The 14532-nt window shown below is 64.7% G+C and carries 14 protein-coding genes; 5 read left to right on the forward strand and 9 right to left on the reverse strand.

All coding sequences use genetic code 11. The features are described 5' to 3' along the window. Nucleotides 1-223 precede the first annotated feature (223 nt). From BMX57_RS13210 to BMX57_RS13225, 4 genes are read left to right on the forward strand one after another with little or no spacing between them, the layout of a single operon-like run. Nucleotides 224-682, forward strand: a complete 459-nt coding sequence (locus BMX57_RS13210; protein WP_092367792.1) for a RidA family protein — start codon at nt 224-226, stop codon at nt 680-682. After that, nucleotides 682-1455, forward strand: a complete 774-nt coding sequence (locus BMX57_RS13215; protein WP_092367795.1) for a glycerophosphodiester phosphodiesterase family protein — start codon at nt 682-684, stop codon at nt 1453-1455. The genes BMX57_RS13210 and BMX57_RS13215 overlap by 1 nt, the downstream gene beginning before the upstream one ends. Before the next feature lie 45 nt (nt 1456-1500). Beyond that, nucleotides 1501-2688, forward strand: a complete 1188-nt coding sequence (locus BMX57_RS13220; RefSeq protein ID WP_092367798.1) for a GNAT family N-acetyltransferase — start codon at nt 1501-1503, stop codon at nt 2686-2688. Further along, nucleotides 2685-2978 (forward strand): 4a-hydroxytetrahydrobiopterin dehydratase, encoded by a 294-nt coding sequence (locus BMX57_RS13225; RefSeq protein WP_092367801.1) that lies wholly within the window; start codon nt 2685-2687, stop codon nt 2976-2978. Before BMX57_RS13220 ends, BMX57_RS13225 begins: the two co-directional genes overlap by 4 nt. Nucleotides 2979-3051: 73 nt before the next feature. On the opposite strand, the gene BMX57_RS13230 is transcribed toward BMX57_RS13225, so the two are convergent. Both BMX57_RS13230 and BMX57_RS13235 read right to left on the reverse strand, forming a co-directional pair. Beyond that, a complete protein-coding gene (locus BMX57_RS13230; protein WP_092367804.1) occupies nt 3052-3729 on the reverse strand; it encodes a dimethylsulfonioproprionate lyase family protein in 678 nt (225 codons plus the stop codon). Nucleotides 3730-3810: 81 nt separating this feature from the next. Continuing rightward, complete coding sequence (locus BMX57_RS13235; protein ID WP_092367807.1) at nt 3811-4629, reverse strand: sulfotransferase family protein; 819 nt, start codon at nt 4627-4629, stop codon at nt 3811-3813. A gap of 145 nt (nt 4630-4774) precedes the next feature. Between BMX57_RS13235 and BMX57_RS13240 the strand changes: the two genes are divergently transcribed. Further along, entirely contained in the window at nt 4775-6352 is a 1578-nt protein-coding gene (locus BMX57_RS13240) for a DUF5928 domain-containing protein (RefSeq protein WP_092367810.1), read from the forward strand. A gap of 87 nt (nt 6353-6439) precedes the next feature. Here the strand turns inward: BMX57_RS13240 and BMX57_RS13245 are convergent, their stop codons facing one another. From BMX57_RS13245 to BMX57_RS13275, 7 genes are all read right to left on the reverse strand, one after another. Continuing rightward, nucleotides 6440-7084 (reverse strand): DUF1523 family protein, encoded by a 645-nt coding sequence (locus tag BMX57_RS13245; protein ID WP_092367813.1) that lies wholly within the window; start codon nt 7082-7084, stop codon nt 6440-6442. A gap of 10 nt (nt 7085-7094) precedes the next feature. Continuing rightward, the gene (locus BMX57_RS13250) at nt 7095-7361 is read right to left on the reverse strand and encodes a hypothetical protein (protein ID WP_092367816.1); all 267 of its coding nucleotides are present in this window, start codon (nt 7359-7361) and stop codon (nt 7095-7097) included. A gap of 1 nt (nt 7362) precedes the next feature. Then, entirely contained in the window at nt 7363-8703 is a 1341-nt protein-coding gene (locus BMX57_RS13255; RefSeq protein WP_092367819.1) for a DUF6638 family protein, read from the reverse strand. Nucleotides 8704-8860: 157 nt separating this feature from the next. Next, nucleotides 8861-10795, reverse strand: a complete 1935-nt coding sequence (locus BMX57_RS13260; RefSeq protein ID WP_092367822.1) for an ATP-binding protein — start codon at nt 10793-10795, stop codon at nt 8861-8863. A gap of 56 nt (nt 10796-10851) precedes the next feature. Further along, nucleotides 10852-11970, reverse strand: a complete 1119-nt coding sequence (locus tag BMX57_RS13265) for a hypothetical protein (RefSeq protein ID WP_092367825.1) — start codon at nt 11968-11970, stop codon at nt 10852-10854. Between the two features lie 39 nt (nt 11971-12009). Continuing rightward, nucleotides 12010-13065, reverse strand: coding sequence for a coiled-coil domain-containing protein (locus BMX57_RS13270; protein ID WP_373283105.1), 1056 nt, complete (start codon nt 13063-13065; stop codon nt 12010-12012). Between the two features lie 222 nt (nt 13066-13287). After that, entirely contained in the window at nt 13288-14508 is a 1221-nt protein-coding gene (locus tag BMX57_RS13275; protein WP_092367831.1) for an aminopeptidase P family protein, read from the reverse strand. Nucleotides 14509-14532 lie beyond the last annotated feature (24 nt).

A 14532-nucleotide genomic window follows, 5' to 3' on the forward strand; every position in this document is an offset into this window, starting at 1 on the left:
CCCGGCAGCACCCGGCGATTTTCGTCAGGTGCCCGAGACATAGTGGATTCGATCCGGATTTGGAACCGCGTCGCCGCAGCACCGGCCAAAGCGGCGGCCGAAGCCCTGCCATCGGCACGCCACCGCCATCCGGGTCGGGCGGGCGGCGGGCGAAATTGCCCTTTCCGGCCCGGGCGAACCCGGCTAGCGTCCGGCCAAAGCGGCACATGAGAGGAGACCAAGAATGAGCATCGAAGCCAGATTGGAGAGCCTGGGCGTGACCCTGCCGGACGCACCGGCGCCGGCCGCCAACTACGTGCCCTTCGTGGTCGTGGGCCCGCTGGTGCATGTTTCGGGCCAGATCTCCAGCGACGAGTCCGGGCTGATCACCGGCAAGCTGGGCGACACGATGGATGTCGCGGCGGGCGCGGCAGCCGCGCGGCGCTGCGCGATCAGCCTGCTGGCCCAGGTCAGGGCGGCCTGCGATGGCGATCTGGACCGTCTGGCCCGGGTGGTCAAGCTGACCGGCTTCGTGAATTCGACCGCCGAATTCACGGACCAGCCCAAGGTCATCAACGGCGCCTCGGATTTCCTGGTCGAGGCGCTGGGCGATGCCGGGCGTCATGCCCGCTCGGCGGTAAGCGCCGCATCCCTGCCGCTGGGCGTGGCGGTCGAGATCGAAGGCATCTTCGAGATCCGCTGATGACACCGCCGCTGCCAGAGGTTTTCCTGCGCCTGCCGATCGCCCATCGCGCCCTGCATGACCTGGCGGATCGCCGGCCCGAGAACGGGCGCGGCGCGATTGCTGCGGCGGTTGCGCAGGGCTATGGGATCGAGATCGACCTGCAGCCAAGCGCCGACGGCCAGGCGCTGGTCTTTCACGACTACGACATGATGCGCCTGACCGGACTCGCCGGCCCGGTGCACGGGCTGACCGTGGATCGGGCCGCCGAGGTGCCGCTTTCGGGGGGCGACGGCGAGACGATCCCCACCCTGCCCGAGGTGCTTGCGCTGGTGGCCGGGCAAGTGCCGCTGCTGATCGAGCTGAAGGACCAGGACGGCGCGATGGGGCCGGGCGGCGGCGATGCGCTGGAGCGGGCGGCGGTTGCGGCGCTGAACGGCTATGACGGGCCGGTCGCGCTGATGTCGTTCAACCCGCATGTGGTGGCTCGGTTGGCCGACCTGGCGCCGCATCTGCCGCGCGGGCTGGTGACCTCGGGCTACGATCCGTCGGACTGGCCGTTGCCGGTCGAAACCTGCGCGCACCTGCGCGCGATCCCGGATTTCGACAGGGTTCGGGCAGGGTTCATCAGCCACGAGGCAAGCGATCTCGCGCGTCCGCGCGTGGCCGAGCTCAAGTCGCGCGGCGTGCCGGTCCTGTGCTGGACCATCCGCTCGCCCGCGCAGGAGGCGCAGGCCCGTCGCGTCGCGGACAACATCACTTTCGAGAACTACCTGCCCCCGCTCGCGGGTTGAACCCCGGCCTGTCGGCTACAGATTAGAGGCAGGCACGGAGACCAGATGGACCAGGCACAGATCGAGATCAGGGTTCTGTCATCGCTGTCGCAGATCCCTGCGGCAGAGTGGGATGCCTGCGCCTGTCCCGAGGCGGCGGACGGGGGCCGGCCCCTGGACCCGTTCACCACCCACCGATTCCTCGCGGCACTCGAGGACAGCGGCTCGGTCGGCACCGGCACGGGCTGGCATCCGCAACACCTGACGGCCCATCTCGACGGGATGCTGATCGCCGCCGCCCCGGCCTATGCCAAGTCGCACAGCCAGGGCGAATACATCTTCGACCACAACTGGGCGCATGCCTATGAGCGGGCCGGCGGGCGCTATTACCCCAAGTTGCAGATCGCCGTGCCCTTCACGCCGGCCACGGGGCGGCGGTTCCTGACGCGCCCGGGCTATGAGCGGATCGGGCTTGAAGCGCTGGCCCAGGGCGCGGTGCAACTGGCCGAGCGAAACCGCATCTCTTCGGTGCATGTCACATTCTGCACCGGCGCCGAGGCCGAGGCGGGTGCGGCCGTGGGCCTGATGGCCCGCCGCACGCAGCAGTTCCACTGGCTGAACCGTGGATATGCCGATTTCGACGGGTTTCTGGCCGACCTGTCCTCGCGCAAGCGCAAGACCATCCGCAAGGAGCGCCGGCAGGCCAACGGTTTTGGCGGGACGATCCGCACCCTGACCGGCGCCGAGCTGCGGCCCGAACACTGGGACGCGTTCTGGATCTTCTATCAGGATACCGGTGCCCGCAAATGGGGCTCGCCATATCTGACCCGCGCGTTTTTCGACATCGCGCACGAGACGATGGCCGACGACATGACGCTGGTTCTGGCCGAGCGCGACGGGCGCCCGGTCGCCGGGGCGCTGAACTTCGTCGGGCGCGACACGATCTATGGGCGCTACTGGGGCTGCACCGAGCATCATCCCTGCCTGCATTTCGAACTGTGCTATTATCGCGCCATCGACATCGCCATCGCGCAGGGCCTGGACCGCGTCGAGGCGGGCGCGCAGGGCGAGCACAAGCTGGCGCGCGGCTACTTGCCGGCCGAGACCCATTCACTGCATTGGGTGGCCGATCCCGGCTTTGCCGAGGCCATCGCCCGCTATCTCGAGGCCGAGCGCGATGCAGTGGGCGAGGAAATCGAGTTGCTGACAGAATACGGCCCGTTCAAGAAGACCCAAGTGGAGGAACAGCCATGACCGAACGCCTGAGCGAAGAGACCCGAAAACCGCTGCTGGAGCCGCTGTTCCAGAACGGCTGGGCCATGGTCGAGGGGCGCGACGCGATCACCAAGACCTTCGAGTTCGAGAATTTCGTCGACGCCTTCGGCTGGATGACCCGCGCGGCAATCTGGGCGGAGAAGTGGAACCACCACCCCGAATGGCGCAATGTCTACAAGACCGTCGAAGTGGTGCTCAGCACCCATGATGTCGACGGGCTGTCGGCGCTGGATGCCAAGCTGGCGCGCAAGATGGACGCGCTGGTCTGAGGTCGCGCCGGCCACTCCGGCCTGGTCGGGATGTTGCGGGAACATTTCCAGCTCTGTCGAAACGTGCCGGGCCTCATCCGGTCTTGGGCTTGCGCTTGGCGGTCAGCTTCATGTCCGGGTTCTGCAGCCGCTCCGGCGGCCCGGTCCAGGCATAGGCCAGCAGGCAAGGGTCGAGATCGCCCGTGGTGATCCGATGCTCGTCGCCCGAGCGGTTGAGGATCAGCGAGCCCGGCGCAAACACCGCCGCGTTGTTCTCAGACCAGGCCCCGGAGACCGAGATATAGCTTTCCTCGATCTCCTGGTGGCTGTGTTGCGGATAGGTTGTGCCCGGCGCGAACAACACGAATCCCAGGATCAGGTCGGCGCATTGCACCGGCCCCTTGGGGCCGAGGATCTCGCAATAGGCGTATTTCCGGCTCAGCGCCTTGGGCATCCGCTCATAGCCGTATTCCCAGGTCAGATCCTCCTTTACCTCGCGCAGGGCCCTTGCCATGCCCTGCATCGCCGCCCGCTCTCCCAGATCCAGCGCGCGCGGCAGATGGGCCGTCACCGGCTTCGCCGCGTTGTCCCGCGCAACAAGGTCGGGGTTTTGCGTCATGACTGCCGACAGCCGGTCCCGAACCCGCTTGCGGTGCGCGCGGATCGCCGCGCTGCCGCCGGCCGAGCCGTGGCGGTAGAGAGCATCGAATTCGCGCAGCAGGTAGAGCCAGTTCGGACTATCCTTCAGGCACGGGGCGGTCGGGGATGTCATGCAGGGTCTCCTCTTTCGGGATTGCATCGGCTGCCGCGCCGTCAGAGCCGGGTAAATTGACGCCGGCAGAGGTTCACTGGTCTAGTTGCCCAGCTTGGCGTGCACCTCGTCCAGGTCGATCTCACCCACCGGCATCTTGTTGGAGGGATCCTCGAAATCGTATTTGAACAGCTCGAAATCCCGCTTGTAGATCTCGTAGACCAGGTGCATCGACAGGTCATCGAAATAGTCCTCGACCGGATGCGCCCGCTTCGGCCCATGCCCCTCGCTTTCGTTGAAGCGCGGGATCTCGGCCAGCTTCACGTCTTGCGGTGTCTCGATCGCATCCAGCACCTTCTGCATCCCGTCGTTGAACGCCTCGGTCCAGAAGATGTTGTCATAGCGCCCGCCGTTGCAGATGAAGGTCGAGACATGGCCGGACATGGCCGACCAGTGGATGTCGGGATCCATCGGCCGCCGCCAGCGGATCGTGTCGCGAACGAACAGCAGGAACCGGCGAAAGCTCTGAACCTGGTCGAATTCCTGCTTGCCGTCCTCGCCGCCGACCTCGACGCCGTATTGGTAGATCAGCATCGGCACAAGGTTTCCGCGATAGCGTTTGCCGTTGCGCTGGATGCCACAGATCTTGTCGAAGAACGAGCTCAGAACCCGGGTATAGGGGTTGCGCACGCAGGTGAAGGCATAGGATTCGTGGCCCTGCACGTTGCGGGTGATCGGCTCCTGGCTGGCCTCGAGCGCCCATTTGTGCAGGCCCGACTGTGCATCATGGATGTCGCCGTCGAAAAACTCGCCGTGATCGGAGTAATACATGATCTGGCCGATGGTCGAGCAGGCGCATTTCGGCACCACGCGGTAGACCACGCTTTCGCTCTCCGTCATCCAGGTGCCGGGAAACCCCATCCGCCTTGCCTCCGCTGGCCGCGCCGCCTAACCGCACTGTTTTTCTCAAAAAAGCAAATATAGTGTGTTTATTCAATCCATCTTGACCGGTAACACGGTAGAACAGTCACAGGACAATACACGGCAAGGACGCATCGCATCTCGTATGGCCAAGATCGCTTATATCCTTCTGTGTCACAAGGATCCCGACGCGATCATCCTGCAGGCCGAGCGGCTGACCGCCGTGGGCGACTATATGGCGATCCATTTCGACGCCCGCGCCAGGCCCGAGCATTTCCGCAAGATCCGCGCGGCGCTGGCGGACAACCCCAACGTGGTCTTCGCGCCGCGGCGCGTGAAATGCGGCTGGGGCGAGTGGTCGCTGGTCAAGGCGACGTTGCTGGCGCTTGAGGCGGCGGTGGGGGCGTTCCCCCGCGCCACGCATTTCTACATGCTGTCGGGCGACTGCATGGCGATCAAGTCGGCGGAATACGCGCACGGTTTTCTCGACGCCGACGACAAGGACTACATCGAAAGTTTCGACTTCCACGAGAGCGACTGGATCAAGACCGGGATGAAGGAAGACCGGCTGATCTATCGCCATTGGTTCAACGAGCGCACGCAGAAACGCCTGTTCTACGCCTCCTATCACCTGCAGCAGCGGCTGGGCCTGACCCGCAGGGTGCCCGAGGACATCCAGGTGATGATCGGCAGCCAGTGGTGGTGCCTGAGGCGACGCACGGTGGAATGGATCCTGGATTTCACCCGCAAGCGGCGCGACGTGATGCGGTTCTTCCGCACCACCTGGATCCCGGACGAGACATTCTTTCAGACGCTGGTGCGCCACATGGTCCCCGAGACCGAGATCGAACCGCGCACCCTGACCTTCCTGATGTTCTCGGACTACGGGATGCCGGTCACCTTCTACAACGATCACTACCACCTGCTGCTGAGCCAGGATTTCCTGTTCGCCCGCAAGATCAGCCCCGAGGCGAAACAGCTCAAGGCGCGGCTGGGCCGGCTCTATGCCGCGCGCGACGTGGATTTCCAGATCTCGAACGAAGGGCTGAGCCTGTTCAAGTTTCTCACCGGGCGGGGGCGGATCGGCCGGCGGTTCGCCATGCGGTTCTGGGAGGCGGAAAGCACCCTGGGCCGCGAACGCGAGCTGATGATCGTGGTGTGCAAGAAATGGCACGTCGCCAAGCGCCTGCTGGACCAGATCCGCCAGGTGCTGAACCTGCCGACGATCGAGTATCTGTTCAACGAAGAGGATACCGACCTGCCTGACCTGGGCGGCATCCAGGCGACACTGGAAAAGCGCACCCGCCACCGCCGGTCGCTGATGCGGATGCTGTTCGAGTATTACGAGACCGACCGGCTGGTGATCTGCCTCGATCCGTCGAACCTGGAGCTGATGCACGACTTCTTCTCGGACCGGGCGGTGACGCGGATGCTCGAGATCGATTGCCAATTCAGCGACGACTACCTGATCGGCCACGCCCATCGGGTCGGCCTGGCCGGCGAACGCACGCCCAAGCCCACGCTGGAACGGCTGCTGCCGACTATCCGCAACGACCTGGCCTATGAATCCGACCGGATCCGCGATGCCGGTTTCGCCCGATACGCCCGGATTCGCGAATCCGCGACACCCGAACAGAATGCCGAGCGGATCGCCGATTTTCTGACCATCCCGCCGGAACAGGCGCTCAGCATCGCCCGCGCCGAGCACCTGTTCGCCGATTGACCCGCTCGGCGGATGCCATTCGCGCCTCGGACCTTATTGCCGCCCGACGTCGGGCTTTCGGGCAAGCGCCGGTCGTCGCTTTCCGGCTCACTTCGATTTCCAGCTGTCCAGCCAGCGGCGGAACCGCCCGCGGCGTTCGGAAATCGCATCGCCGGCGGCATAGAATCCGTCCTCGACATCCTCGATCATCGGGTCGATCCGCCGCGCGCGGAAGCGCCGCCAGCGCACCCAGATCGCCCAGACCAGCGCGGCGAAGAGCGTCAGGAAGATGATGTTGAACCAGTTGATTACCCGGTGATCCGGTCCCTCGACCCGCTTGATCGACACCGCGTTGGGATAGATCGACAGGAACTCGTTGCGCCAGCCGTAATGCATGACCGACACCCATTTCGGCGCTTCTCCGGTGGACACCGCATCATTGGCGTCGGTGAACAGGTTCGACGTGTCGAACTTGAAATAGGGCGGCCAGCCCCAGCCGGTATCCTCGTTCCGGTAGACCACGTTGCCGTCGTCGGGCCGCTTGGCATAGATGAATTGCACGTCCCGATTGCTGAGGCTGGTCGATTGATCCTCGGGCTCGGACCAGAAGATGCGGGTCCAGTCGTTCAGGTCGATCCGCTCGACATTGGTGTTGACGATCCGCACCACGTCATATTGCGGCAGCGTATAGTGCAGGAACCCGCCCACCAGCAGCCAGAAGGTCAGGATGATCGTCCATTTGACATAGGCCATGGTGGAACCCTCACATGAAATTCACGACATAGATCAGGGCGGCGATCGCCACCCAGGGTACGATATAGACACCCAGGATCAGTTTGCGACGGAACGAGCCGTCGTATTTCTTCAACCCACGGTCGACGAACGCCTCGCGGTCGCCGGTCAGCCCCTTTGCGTCCCAATGCGCCTCCAGCTTGCCGCGCCGCACGCGGCGCGAATAGAGCGACAGCGCCACATAGGCCACCGTCTGCACCACGAACAGGATCAGCAATAGCCGCAGCAATCCCAGCATGTCAGCGCCTCCTCACCGCGCCCCAGGGGCCGACGCGATCGATCAGGTCGTCCTCGCGCGGCGGCTCGCCGCTCATGTCCGGCTCGGAACCATAGAGCTCGGCCCGCGCACCGGCCTTGTCCACCTGATACTCGCGCGCCAGGAAATCGGCAACATAGGCGCGCTTGGCCTCGGGCCAGCCGGCATAGGTGCGATAGAACAGCTCCTTGTGGCAGATGAACAGCTGCCGCGCGTCCAGCGGCGTCAGCTCCGCCAGGGCCATGTTGACAACGTCGCGGTCCGGACCGGGTGCGGCGCGCAGCGTGTAGAAATAGGCCGGATCGTCCGAGCTGATGCGCGGCCAGCCCCCCTCGCCCAGCGCCCAGCGGCGCAGGTCGGCCAGCCCGTGATATTCGGCCGGCAACCGGGCGGCATGTGTCCGCGCCAGCCGGCGCATGTCCAGCCGGTCCAGATCGGACAGGTCCAGCCCGGCATCGCAGGCGGTGTCCAGCACGATGAAATCCATCTTCTGCTGCAGGATTCCCGCCGCCTGAGGCCCGCGCGCGCGCACCACCGGCTCCACAAGCGCGTTCAGCTCGAAGAACTTCGCGATCTGGCGCCGCTGGCCCAGGTCGAACACGTAAGGAACCGGCAGGTCGGCTTCGGGCCGGCCGCCCGCCGCGATCACCGCCGGGTGGTCGAGATCGGGAAACAGGTAGAGTCCGCCGAAATGCGCCGTCCAGACGTTGCGCTGCTCGAACTCTGTGTGCTTCAGCCGCACCGGGTTGCGGGTCACGTCGCCGGTTTCGCTGGCGATGCCGATCATCTCGGCGATCAGCACATCGTCGAACCAGGCGTCATCCTCGGTCTTGAACCGCTCCACCAGCCCGGCCAGCTTGTCGGCCTTCTCCAGCGTGCCCTTGGTGGTGTCGGCCTCGACCCTGATCCGGCGGATGTCGAACAATTGTCGGGGCGAGGCGACATGCAGCACCGAATTGACCAGCTCGCCCGCCACCGCATCGGTCGCGGTTAGCGCAAAGAGCTGCGCCTCGTTCTCCTCGATGAACTGGCGCAGGATGCTGCGTGAGGACGAGAACTTGACGTTCAGCAGCGGCGCGCGTTTCTGCTCGGTGGTGAGCAGGATGAACTGCCGGTTGACCCCGTTGGGGTTGAGATAGAGGTGATCGCCCAGCTCGTCGCCCACCTCTGGGCTGTAGCCCGAGATATCCACATGGAAATCCGTGAGCGCCGTGGCCTTGCCGGTCAAATGCATCAGCGCGCGGTTGTAGCGTTCCACCAGCGCCGGCGCGGCGACATGGATCAGGTTGCCGAACATGAGGCCCTTTTCGATCAACCGCCGCATTGCGACCCTCCGCAGGGGTGGACCCCGTCGGTCCCCTCCCGCTCAGCGTGCCGCGGCAGGGAAACCAATCCAAAACCGCCCCGGACCTGATCCGGGGCCTCGCACTGAGCCGATGCCAGAGGTCCCGGGTCAAGCCCGGGACGGGTCGGACCAACCATCACCCCTTCCCCTCCAGATACCGCTTCTTCGCCTCTTCCTGCCGCCCGAAATCGCGCACCATCGCCTCGATGGCCACCTCGTCGGACTTGTCGGCATAGCGGAACTCTGAATCCGCGTACCGGTTGATCTCCTGGATCACCATCTCCACCGTGATCGGCCGGCGCAGTTCGGAAATCATCGCGCATTTGGTGTCGTAGTCGCGGAACAGGAACAGCTCGGGGTCTTCCATCCATTCATCCGGCAGTTCGAAATCCATCGCCCGCACCTTCACCGCGTCGGTGATGTTCTTGATCGCGCGGCCCGTGAACCGTTCATCCGCCGCCTGGATCGCCTTCAGATAGGTGCCCAGCTTGGCGATGGTGTCCAGCGCGCCGATCTCGCCCTCGACCCGCTCCCACACCTTCAGCAACCCATCCTCATGCGGCCGGTTGTGGCTTTCAAAAGACGCGGCCACCGCCTTCTTGATCTGCTGCGCGGCGTAAAGCTCGTGATCGCCCAGCGGGATGTCGTGGTTCCTGCCCATCAGCAGCGCCAGGATGTCGATATAGTCGTCCCGCGTCTGCGGCCCGTCCACCAGGAACCGCGCGCCCGCCCGCTGGCGCAGGGCGTCGTCCACGTTCTCGGGGTAGTTCGAGAACATCCCGAAGGTGCAATTGCCGCGCACCACCGTGTTGGCCCCGGCGAAGGCCTCCATGAACACCGCCGTCACCTCCTGCTGGCCCGCCGAGGACTGCCGGTCGCCGCGCTTGCCGGCAATCTGGTCGATGTCGTCGATGGTGCCGAAGCCGATGACACCCGGATCCAGAACGTTCTGCACGAAGGCCTTGGCGTTCTGGCCGGACTTGCCCTGGTAGCTGTCGATATTGTCGATGCCGAAATTCTGATAGCGGAAGGGATAGCCCGCATTCTGGCAATACTCATGGATCAGCCCGGCCATCATCTGAATGAGCGTGGTCTTGCCCGTCCCCGGCGCACCGTCGCCCATGAAGGTGAAGATGAATCCGCCCAGTTCCGCAAACGGGTTCAGCCGCCGCTCGAAATCATAGGCCATCAGCATCTTGGACAGCCGCAGCGCCTGGTATTTGGCGATATGGTTACCCACCACCTCGTTGGGCTTCTTGAACGTCATGGTCAGGGTGGTCGATTTCGCCCGCGCCGCCGGTTCGAAGCCGCGGATGGTCAGATCGTCCGCCTCGACCCGCCAGGTTGCGCCGGTGAACGGGCCGAGATGCGCCGCCGATTGCGCGCGCAGCCGCACTTTCTCCATCAGCTGCTCGGCATGGGCGGCGCAGGTCGCCACCAGATGCGCGTCGTCAGGTGCGTGCTGGCCCAGCTTCTGATCCAGCTCCCACAGCGCGCCATGCAATGCCAGCGGCGCGTTGTCGGTCAGCACCTCCTCGGCCTCGCCGACCTCGACCGTCACCTCGCCCAGATGCGAGGACAGCAGATAGGCCAGCGCGTTGCCGAAGACCTGGAGCGCAATCAATGCTTCGGCGGTCAGCAGCTCGGTGAACTCGCCCTTGCGCGCTGCCGGCAGGTCTCCCGCCAGGTTGGCCCGCTTCAACTCGCCCAAGGGTGTCTGCTCGCCAAAGGCGTCTCCCATTGCCAGCGCAATCGCCAGCGCCCGCCGGATCGCCTGCATCACGGTGGCCTGCGGCGGCGAGACCAGCGTGTCGCCATCATCCGCCGCCTCGATCCGCTCGCGCAGATGCACCCCGTCGGGCCGGCTTGTCTGTCGCGTGACCAGCCCCGGCGTGGTCGACCGGAACCGCCGCCCCAGGGTGATCCCGGGCGAGCGCTCGGACGGCGCGGCATCCGCGGATTTCGCGATCCGCGGCGCATGGTCGAACCCCTCCAGCAGCGCCGTTGCCGCAGGGTAGTGCTTGCGGATATCCGCCTCGCGCAGCTCCATCTGGTCCGATGTCAGGCTCATGTTGCGACCGCCTCTCTCATCCTCTTGCCGAAAATATCCCCGCCGGAGGCAAAACCCTAATAGCGCAGCACCTGCCCGGCCTCACTCACCACGAATTTGCGTACATCCGAAAACCCCGGCGGGTTGCGCTCGGCCAGCACCTGGAACGGCCGCTGCGGCAGGATGATCGCGCGGTGGGTATGCGTGGCCCCGGTCTCGGCCCCGCGCCCACCGAACGGGTCCAGCGCGAATACCTCGCGATCCACCGTGCCGAACCAGCCCGAGCGCTCCTCGGTCACCCGCTCGCTCTCCAGTTCCTCCATGGTCCAGGCCAGCGCCCAGTCCTGCCCTTCGGGCGCCGCCGCATCCTCCAGTACCTGGCGCAGCGGCCCGGTCTGCTCGGTGAAGGCCGAGGAATACATCGGCCCCACATGGATGCGCCGCAGATGCTTGGGATGCAGGTCGTCGAAATCCGCGTCGAACCCCTTGGCGATGGTCACCAGCTTGAGCGCGCCCAGCGACTGCGCCATCAGATGCGCTTGGCATTCAGGCCAGCGCCGCTGATCCTTGGGCAGCGCCTCGCGCCCGCTATCCTCCAGCCGCATCAGGTAGATCACCGGCAGGTTGACCTGGCTGTCATAGACCGCCCAGTGCAGCAGGAATTGCCGCCGCTCACCCGCATTGCCCATCCAGTGGCATTCGGGATCGTTGCGCGCCCAGAACAGGTTGCCCTTGACGAGTTCCTCGTAATAGAGCCGCTGCGACAGCGCGAACTGCAGCTTGGTGGGGATCTCGCGGTCGCCGATGATGGTCTGCACCATCTCGTCCTTCAACGCCGCCTCCGATGGCATCCCCTCCAGGTGCCGCGCCGCCTGCTGGGCGTCATTGGCCATGGTCATCAGCTCGGTCGCTACCGGAAACCCGCTGTCGCGCTTGTCCATCGCGAGGCTGCCGAAGAACCGGCCCGTATCGCGACCGACCAGCAGGTATTTCATGCTGAGCGCGCGAAAGGTGTAGAGCAGCCCCGAGAGGTAGCGCGAGATGGTTTTCACCTCGTCGCGGCCGATCGCACCTTCCGCCTCCATGTTCGCGGCCACCCTCAGCAGATGCAGCGAGATCGTCTCGAACTTGCGGAAATAGCGGCGCGAGGCGAAGGTGTCGGTCAGGCCGGTATGGTCTTTCGCCAGATCGGTCAATTCCGGCCCCCATGGCGCGGTCCGCCGTCCCTCACGTCGTCATCCGCCATAGAGGTTCTTGTCGTGCTTCTCGACGATCGCCTGGAACCGGCGCGCGAACCGCTCATCGGCCTTGGCCTTCTTCTCCAGCACGTCGCGGGCGAACACCATGTGGCCCTCATGCGCCTCCAGCATGTCGGCCATCTTCTGGTTGGTGGCGGTGCCGATCGAGGCCATGGCGGTCTGCGCCTCCTTGTCGGTCTCGACCCCGATCTCGTTGATCCGGTGCGCCACGTCCTGCTGCTGTGCGGTCTTCAGCGATTTGGTCAGCGCGTCATAGAGCACCACGCGCTGCTGGGTATCCGTCTGCAGCTTGTTGATCAGCACCATCTGGGTCGCCGCCTGGTTCTGCAGGGAATCGACCCACGACTTGCCCTTCTCGATATAGCGCTCCAACGTCTGGCTCTTGGCCAGCTTGACCTGCTCGTCCTGCACCTTGGCATTGTACTGCTTGTTCAGCTCCGCCAGCTCGGTCTCCAGCTTGGTGCGCGCCGCGGCGTCCTGCTCCACGGAAATCTTGTTCTCCAAAGTGATGATCTGCGGGTCCATCGCCTGGATCTCGGCGCGCACGCTTTCCAATGCCGCCACCGTCGCCTCGCGGTCATCGAGCGTGCCGGTCAGGTTGGTCTCCACCTTCTCGCGCTGCTCTTCCAGCACCGCCAACTGCCCCTGCAGCAGCTTCACGATCACGTCCGACTTGGCGATCAGGTCCTGCAACTTGTCGTCGATGCTGGCGCCGCGCATCCGCTCCTGCCGCAGCGACTCCGACTTGCCGCGCGAGAAGATGCCGACAAAGCTCTCCCACCCGGTCTTCGAGCGCATCTCGTCGAAATCCTTGGAAAACGCCGCCGTCACATCATCCAGACCCATGATCAGCTCGGCGATATTGGCGTTCATCACTTCCGTATGGGCGTGCACATCCTCCAGGGTGGCATTCTCGATGTCGATATCGGCCTCGGCAGTGCCGATCTTCTCCCGCGCCGCCTCGATCCGGCCGGTCAACCCCTCGATCTGCGACTGGCTTTCGCGCACCTTGCGCTGGGTTTCCTCGATCATCTTGTCAAACTGGACATTCGCCACTGTTCAGATCCCTCAAATTGCCACGCCAGACAGATAGGCAATGTTAAAGGCCATTACATCACCTTGCCCGCACTATTTCCCCACTGTTGCAAATGCTGCGGCAGCTGCAAACGAAAAAAGACGGGGCCGCATATGCGCGCCCCGCCCTTCATCTTTTTGAAAATACTCTCGCCGAAGGCATGGCCCGGCACGGGCCATTCACCCCACGACGTTGAACTCGGGCCCGTAGGGATAGCCGGTGATGTTCTCGTTGCCGTCCTCGGTGATGATCAGGATGTCATGCTCGCGATAGCCTCCCGCGCCCGGCTTGCCATCGGCAATGGTCAGCATCGGCTCCATCGAGATCACCATGCCCGGCTCCAGCACCGTGTCGATATCCTCGCGCAGCTCCAGCCCCGCCTCGCGGCCATAGAAATGCGACAGCACGCCAAAGGAGTGGCCATAGCCGAAGGTCCGGTATTGCAGCAAGTCACGCTCGGCGAAGAAGTCGTTGATCCTGTGCGTCACCTCGGCACAGCTGATCCCCGGCTTCAGCAGGCTCATGCCATATTCATGGGCGCTGACATTGGCCTCCCAGATCTTCAGGCTGGCGGCGTCCACCTCGCCCACGAACAGGGTGCGTTCCAGCGCGGTGTAGTAGCCAGAGATCATCGGAAAGGTGTTCAGAGACAGGATGTCGCCGCGTTGCAGCCTGCGTCCGGTGACCGGGTTGTGGGCGCCGTCGGTATTGATGCCCGACTGGAACCAGACCCAGCTGTCGCGGTATTCCGCGTCGGGAAACCGCCTGGCGATCTCCAGTTCCATCGCGTCCCGCCCGGCCATCGCCACGTCGATCTCGCGCACGCCCTCCTTGACCGCCTCGCGGATGGCATAGCCGCCGACATCGGCCACCTGCGCGCCGTGACGGATCAGCGCGATCTCGGCCGGCGACTTCATCATCCGCTGGCGCATCGTGGTCTCGCAGAGATCCACCATCGTCGCGGGCTTGAGGAAATCCTCCAGCTTGTCGCGCTGCATCAGGGTCAGGTGATCGCCCTCGTACCCGATCACCGCGCCCTCGCCGGTGACCGAGCGGATCGCCCGCCAGTAATTGTCGCGGGTCCAGTCGGTATAGGTGATGTTGTCGCCGTGACAGCGCCGCCAGGGTTGCCCGGCGTCGATCCCGGCGCTGATCGTCACGCTCTCGCGCGCCGTGACGACCAACCCATAGGGCCGCCCGAAGGAACAATACAGAAAGCCCGAGTAATAGGCGATGTTGTGCATCGAGGTGAACACGGCGGCGGTGACGCTCAGCGCCTCCATCCGATCGCGCAGCCCGGCAAGGCGGGCCTCGTATTCCTCGGGCGGGAATGGCAGCGTGGCTTTCTGGCCGTTGTGATAGCGGTAGAATTCCGGACGGGGTGTGAACATTGCGGTCATGTGACCCTCCTTCGCAAAGAAAGG

The organism is Cribrihabitans marinus (assembly GCF_900109035.1).
In the GTDB taxonomy this organism is placed as follows: Bacteria; Pseudomonadota; Alphaproteobacteria; order Rhodobacterales; family Rhodobacteraceae; genus Cribrihabitans; species Cribrihabitans marinus.

Excerpts from the sequence above, each read along its gene's own strand:
- BMX57_RS13210 (WP_092367792.1), top strand. The coding sequence starts at position 224 with ATGAGCATCGAAGCCAGATTGGAGAGCCTGGGCGTGACCCTGCCGGAC.
- BMX57_RS13245 (WP_092367813.1), bottom strand. The coding sequence starts at position 7,084 with ATGGCCTATGTCAAATGGACGATCATCCTGACCTTCTGGCTGCTGGTG.
- BMX57_RS13260 (WP_092367822.1), bottom strand. The coding sequence starts at position 10,795 with ATGAGCCTGACATCGGACCAGATGGAGCTGCGCGAGGCGGATATCCGC.
- BMX57_RS13230 (WP_092367804.1), bottom strand. The coding sequence starts at position 3,729 with ATGACATCCCCGACCGCCCCGTGCCTGAAGGATAGTCCGAACTGGCTC.
- BMX57_RS13240 (WP_092367810.1), top strand. The coding sequence starts at position 4,775 with ATGGCCAAGATCGCTTATATCCTTCTGTGTCACAAGGATCCCGACGCG.
- BMX57_RS13255 (WP_092367819.1), bottom strand. The coding sequence starts at position 8,703 with ATGCGGCGGTTGATCGAAAAGGGCCTCATGTTCGGCAACCTGATCCAT.
- BMX57_RS13275 (WP_092367831.1), bottom strand. The coding sequence starts at position 14,508 with ATGACCGCAATGTTCACACCCCGTCCGGAATTCTACCGCTATCACAAC.
- BMX57_RS13225 (WP_092367801.1), top strand. The coding sequence starts at position 2,685 with ATGACCGAACGCCTGAGCGAAGAGACCCGAAAACCGCTGCTGGAGCCG.
- BMX57_RS13215 (WP_092367795.1), top strand. The coding sequence starts at position 682 with ATGACACCGCCGCTGCCAGAGGTTTTCCTGCGCCTGCCGATCGCCCAT.
- BMX57_RS13250 (WP_092367816.1), bottom strand. The coding sequence starts at position 7,361 with ATGCTGGGATTGCTGCGGCTATTGCTGATCCTGTTCGTGGTGCAGACG.
- BMX57_RS13235 (WP_092367807.1), bottom strand. The coding sequence starts at position 4,629 with ATGGGGTTTCCCGGCACCTGGATGACGGAGAGCGAAAGCGTGGTCTAC.
- BMX57_RS13270 (WP_373283105.1), bottom strand. The coding sequence starts at position 13,065 with ATGATCGAGGAAACCCAGCGCAAGGTGCGCGAAAGCCAGTCGCAGATC.
- BMX57_RS13220 (WP_092367798.1), top strand. The coding sequence starts at position 1,501 with ATGGACCAGGCACAGATCGAGATCAGGGTTCTGTCATCGCTGTCGCAG.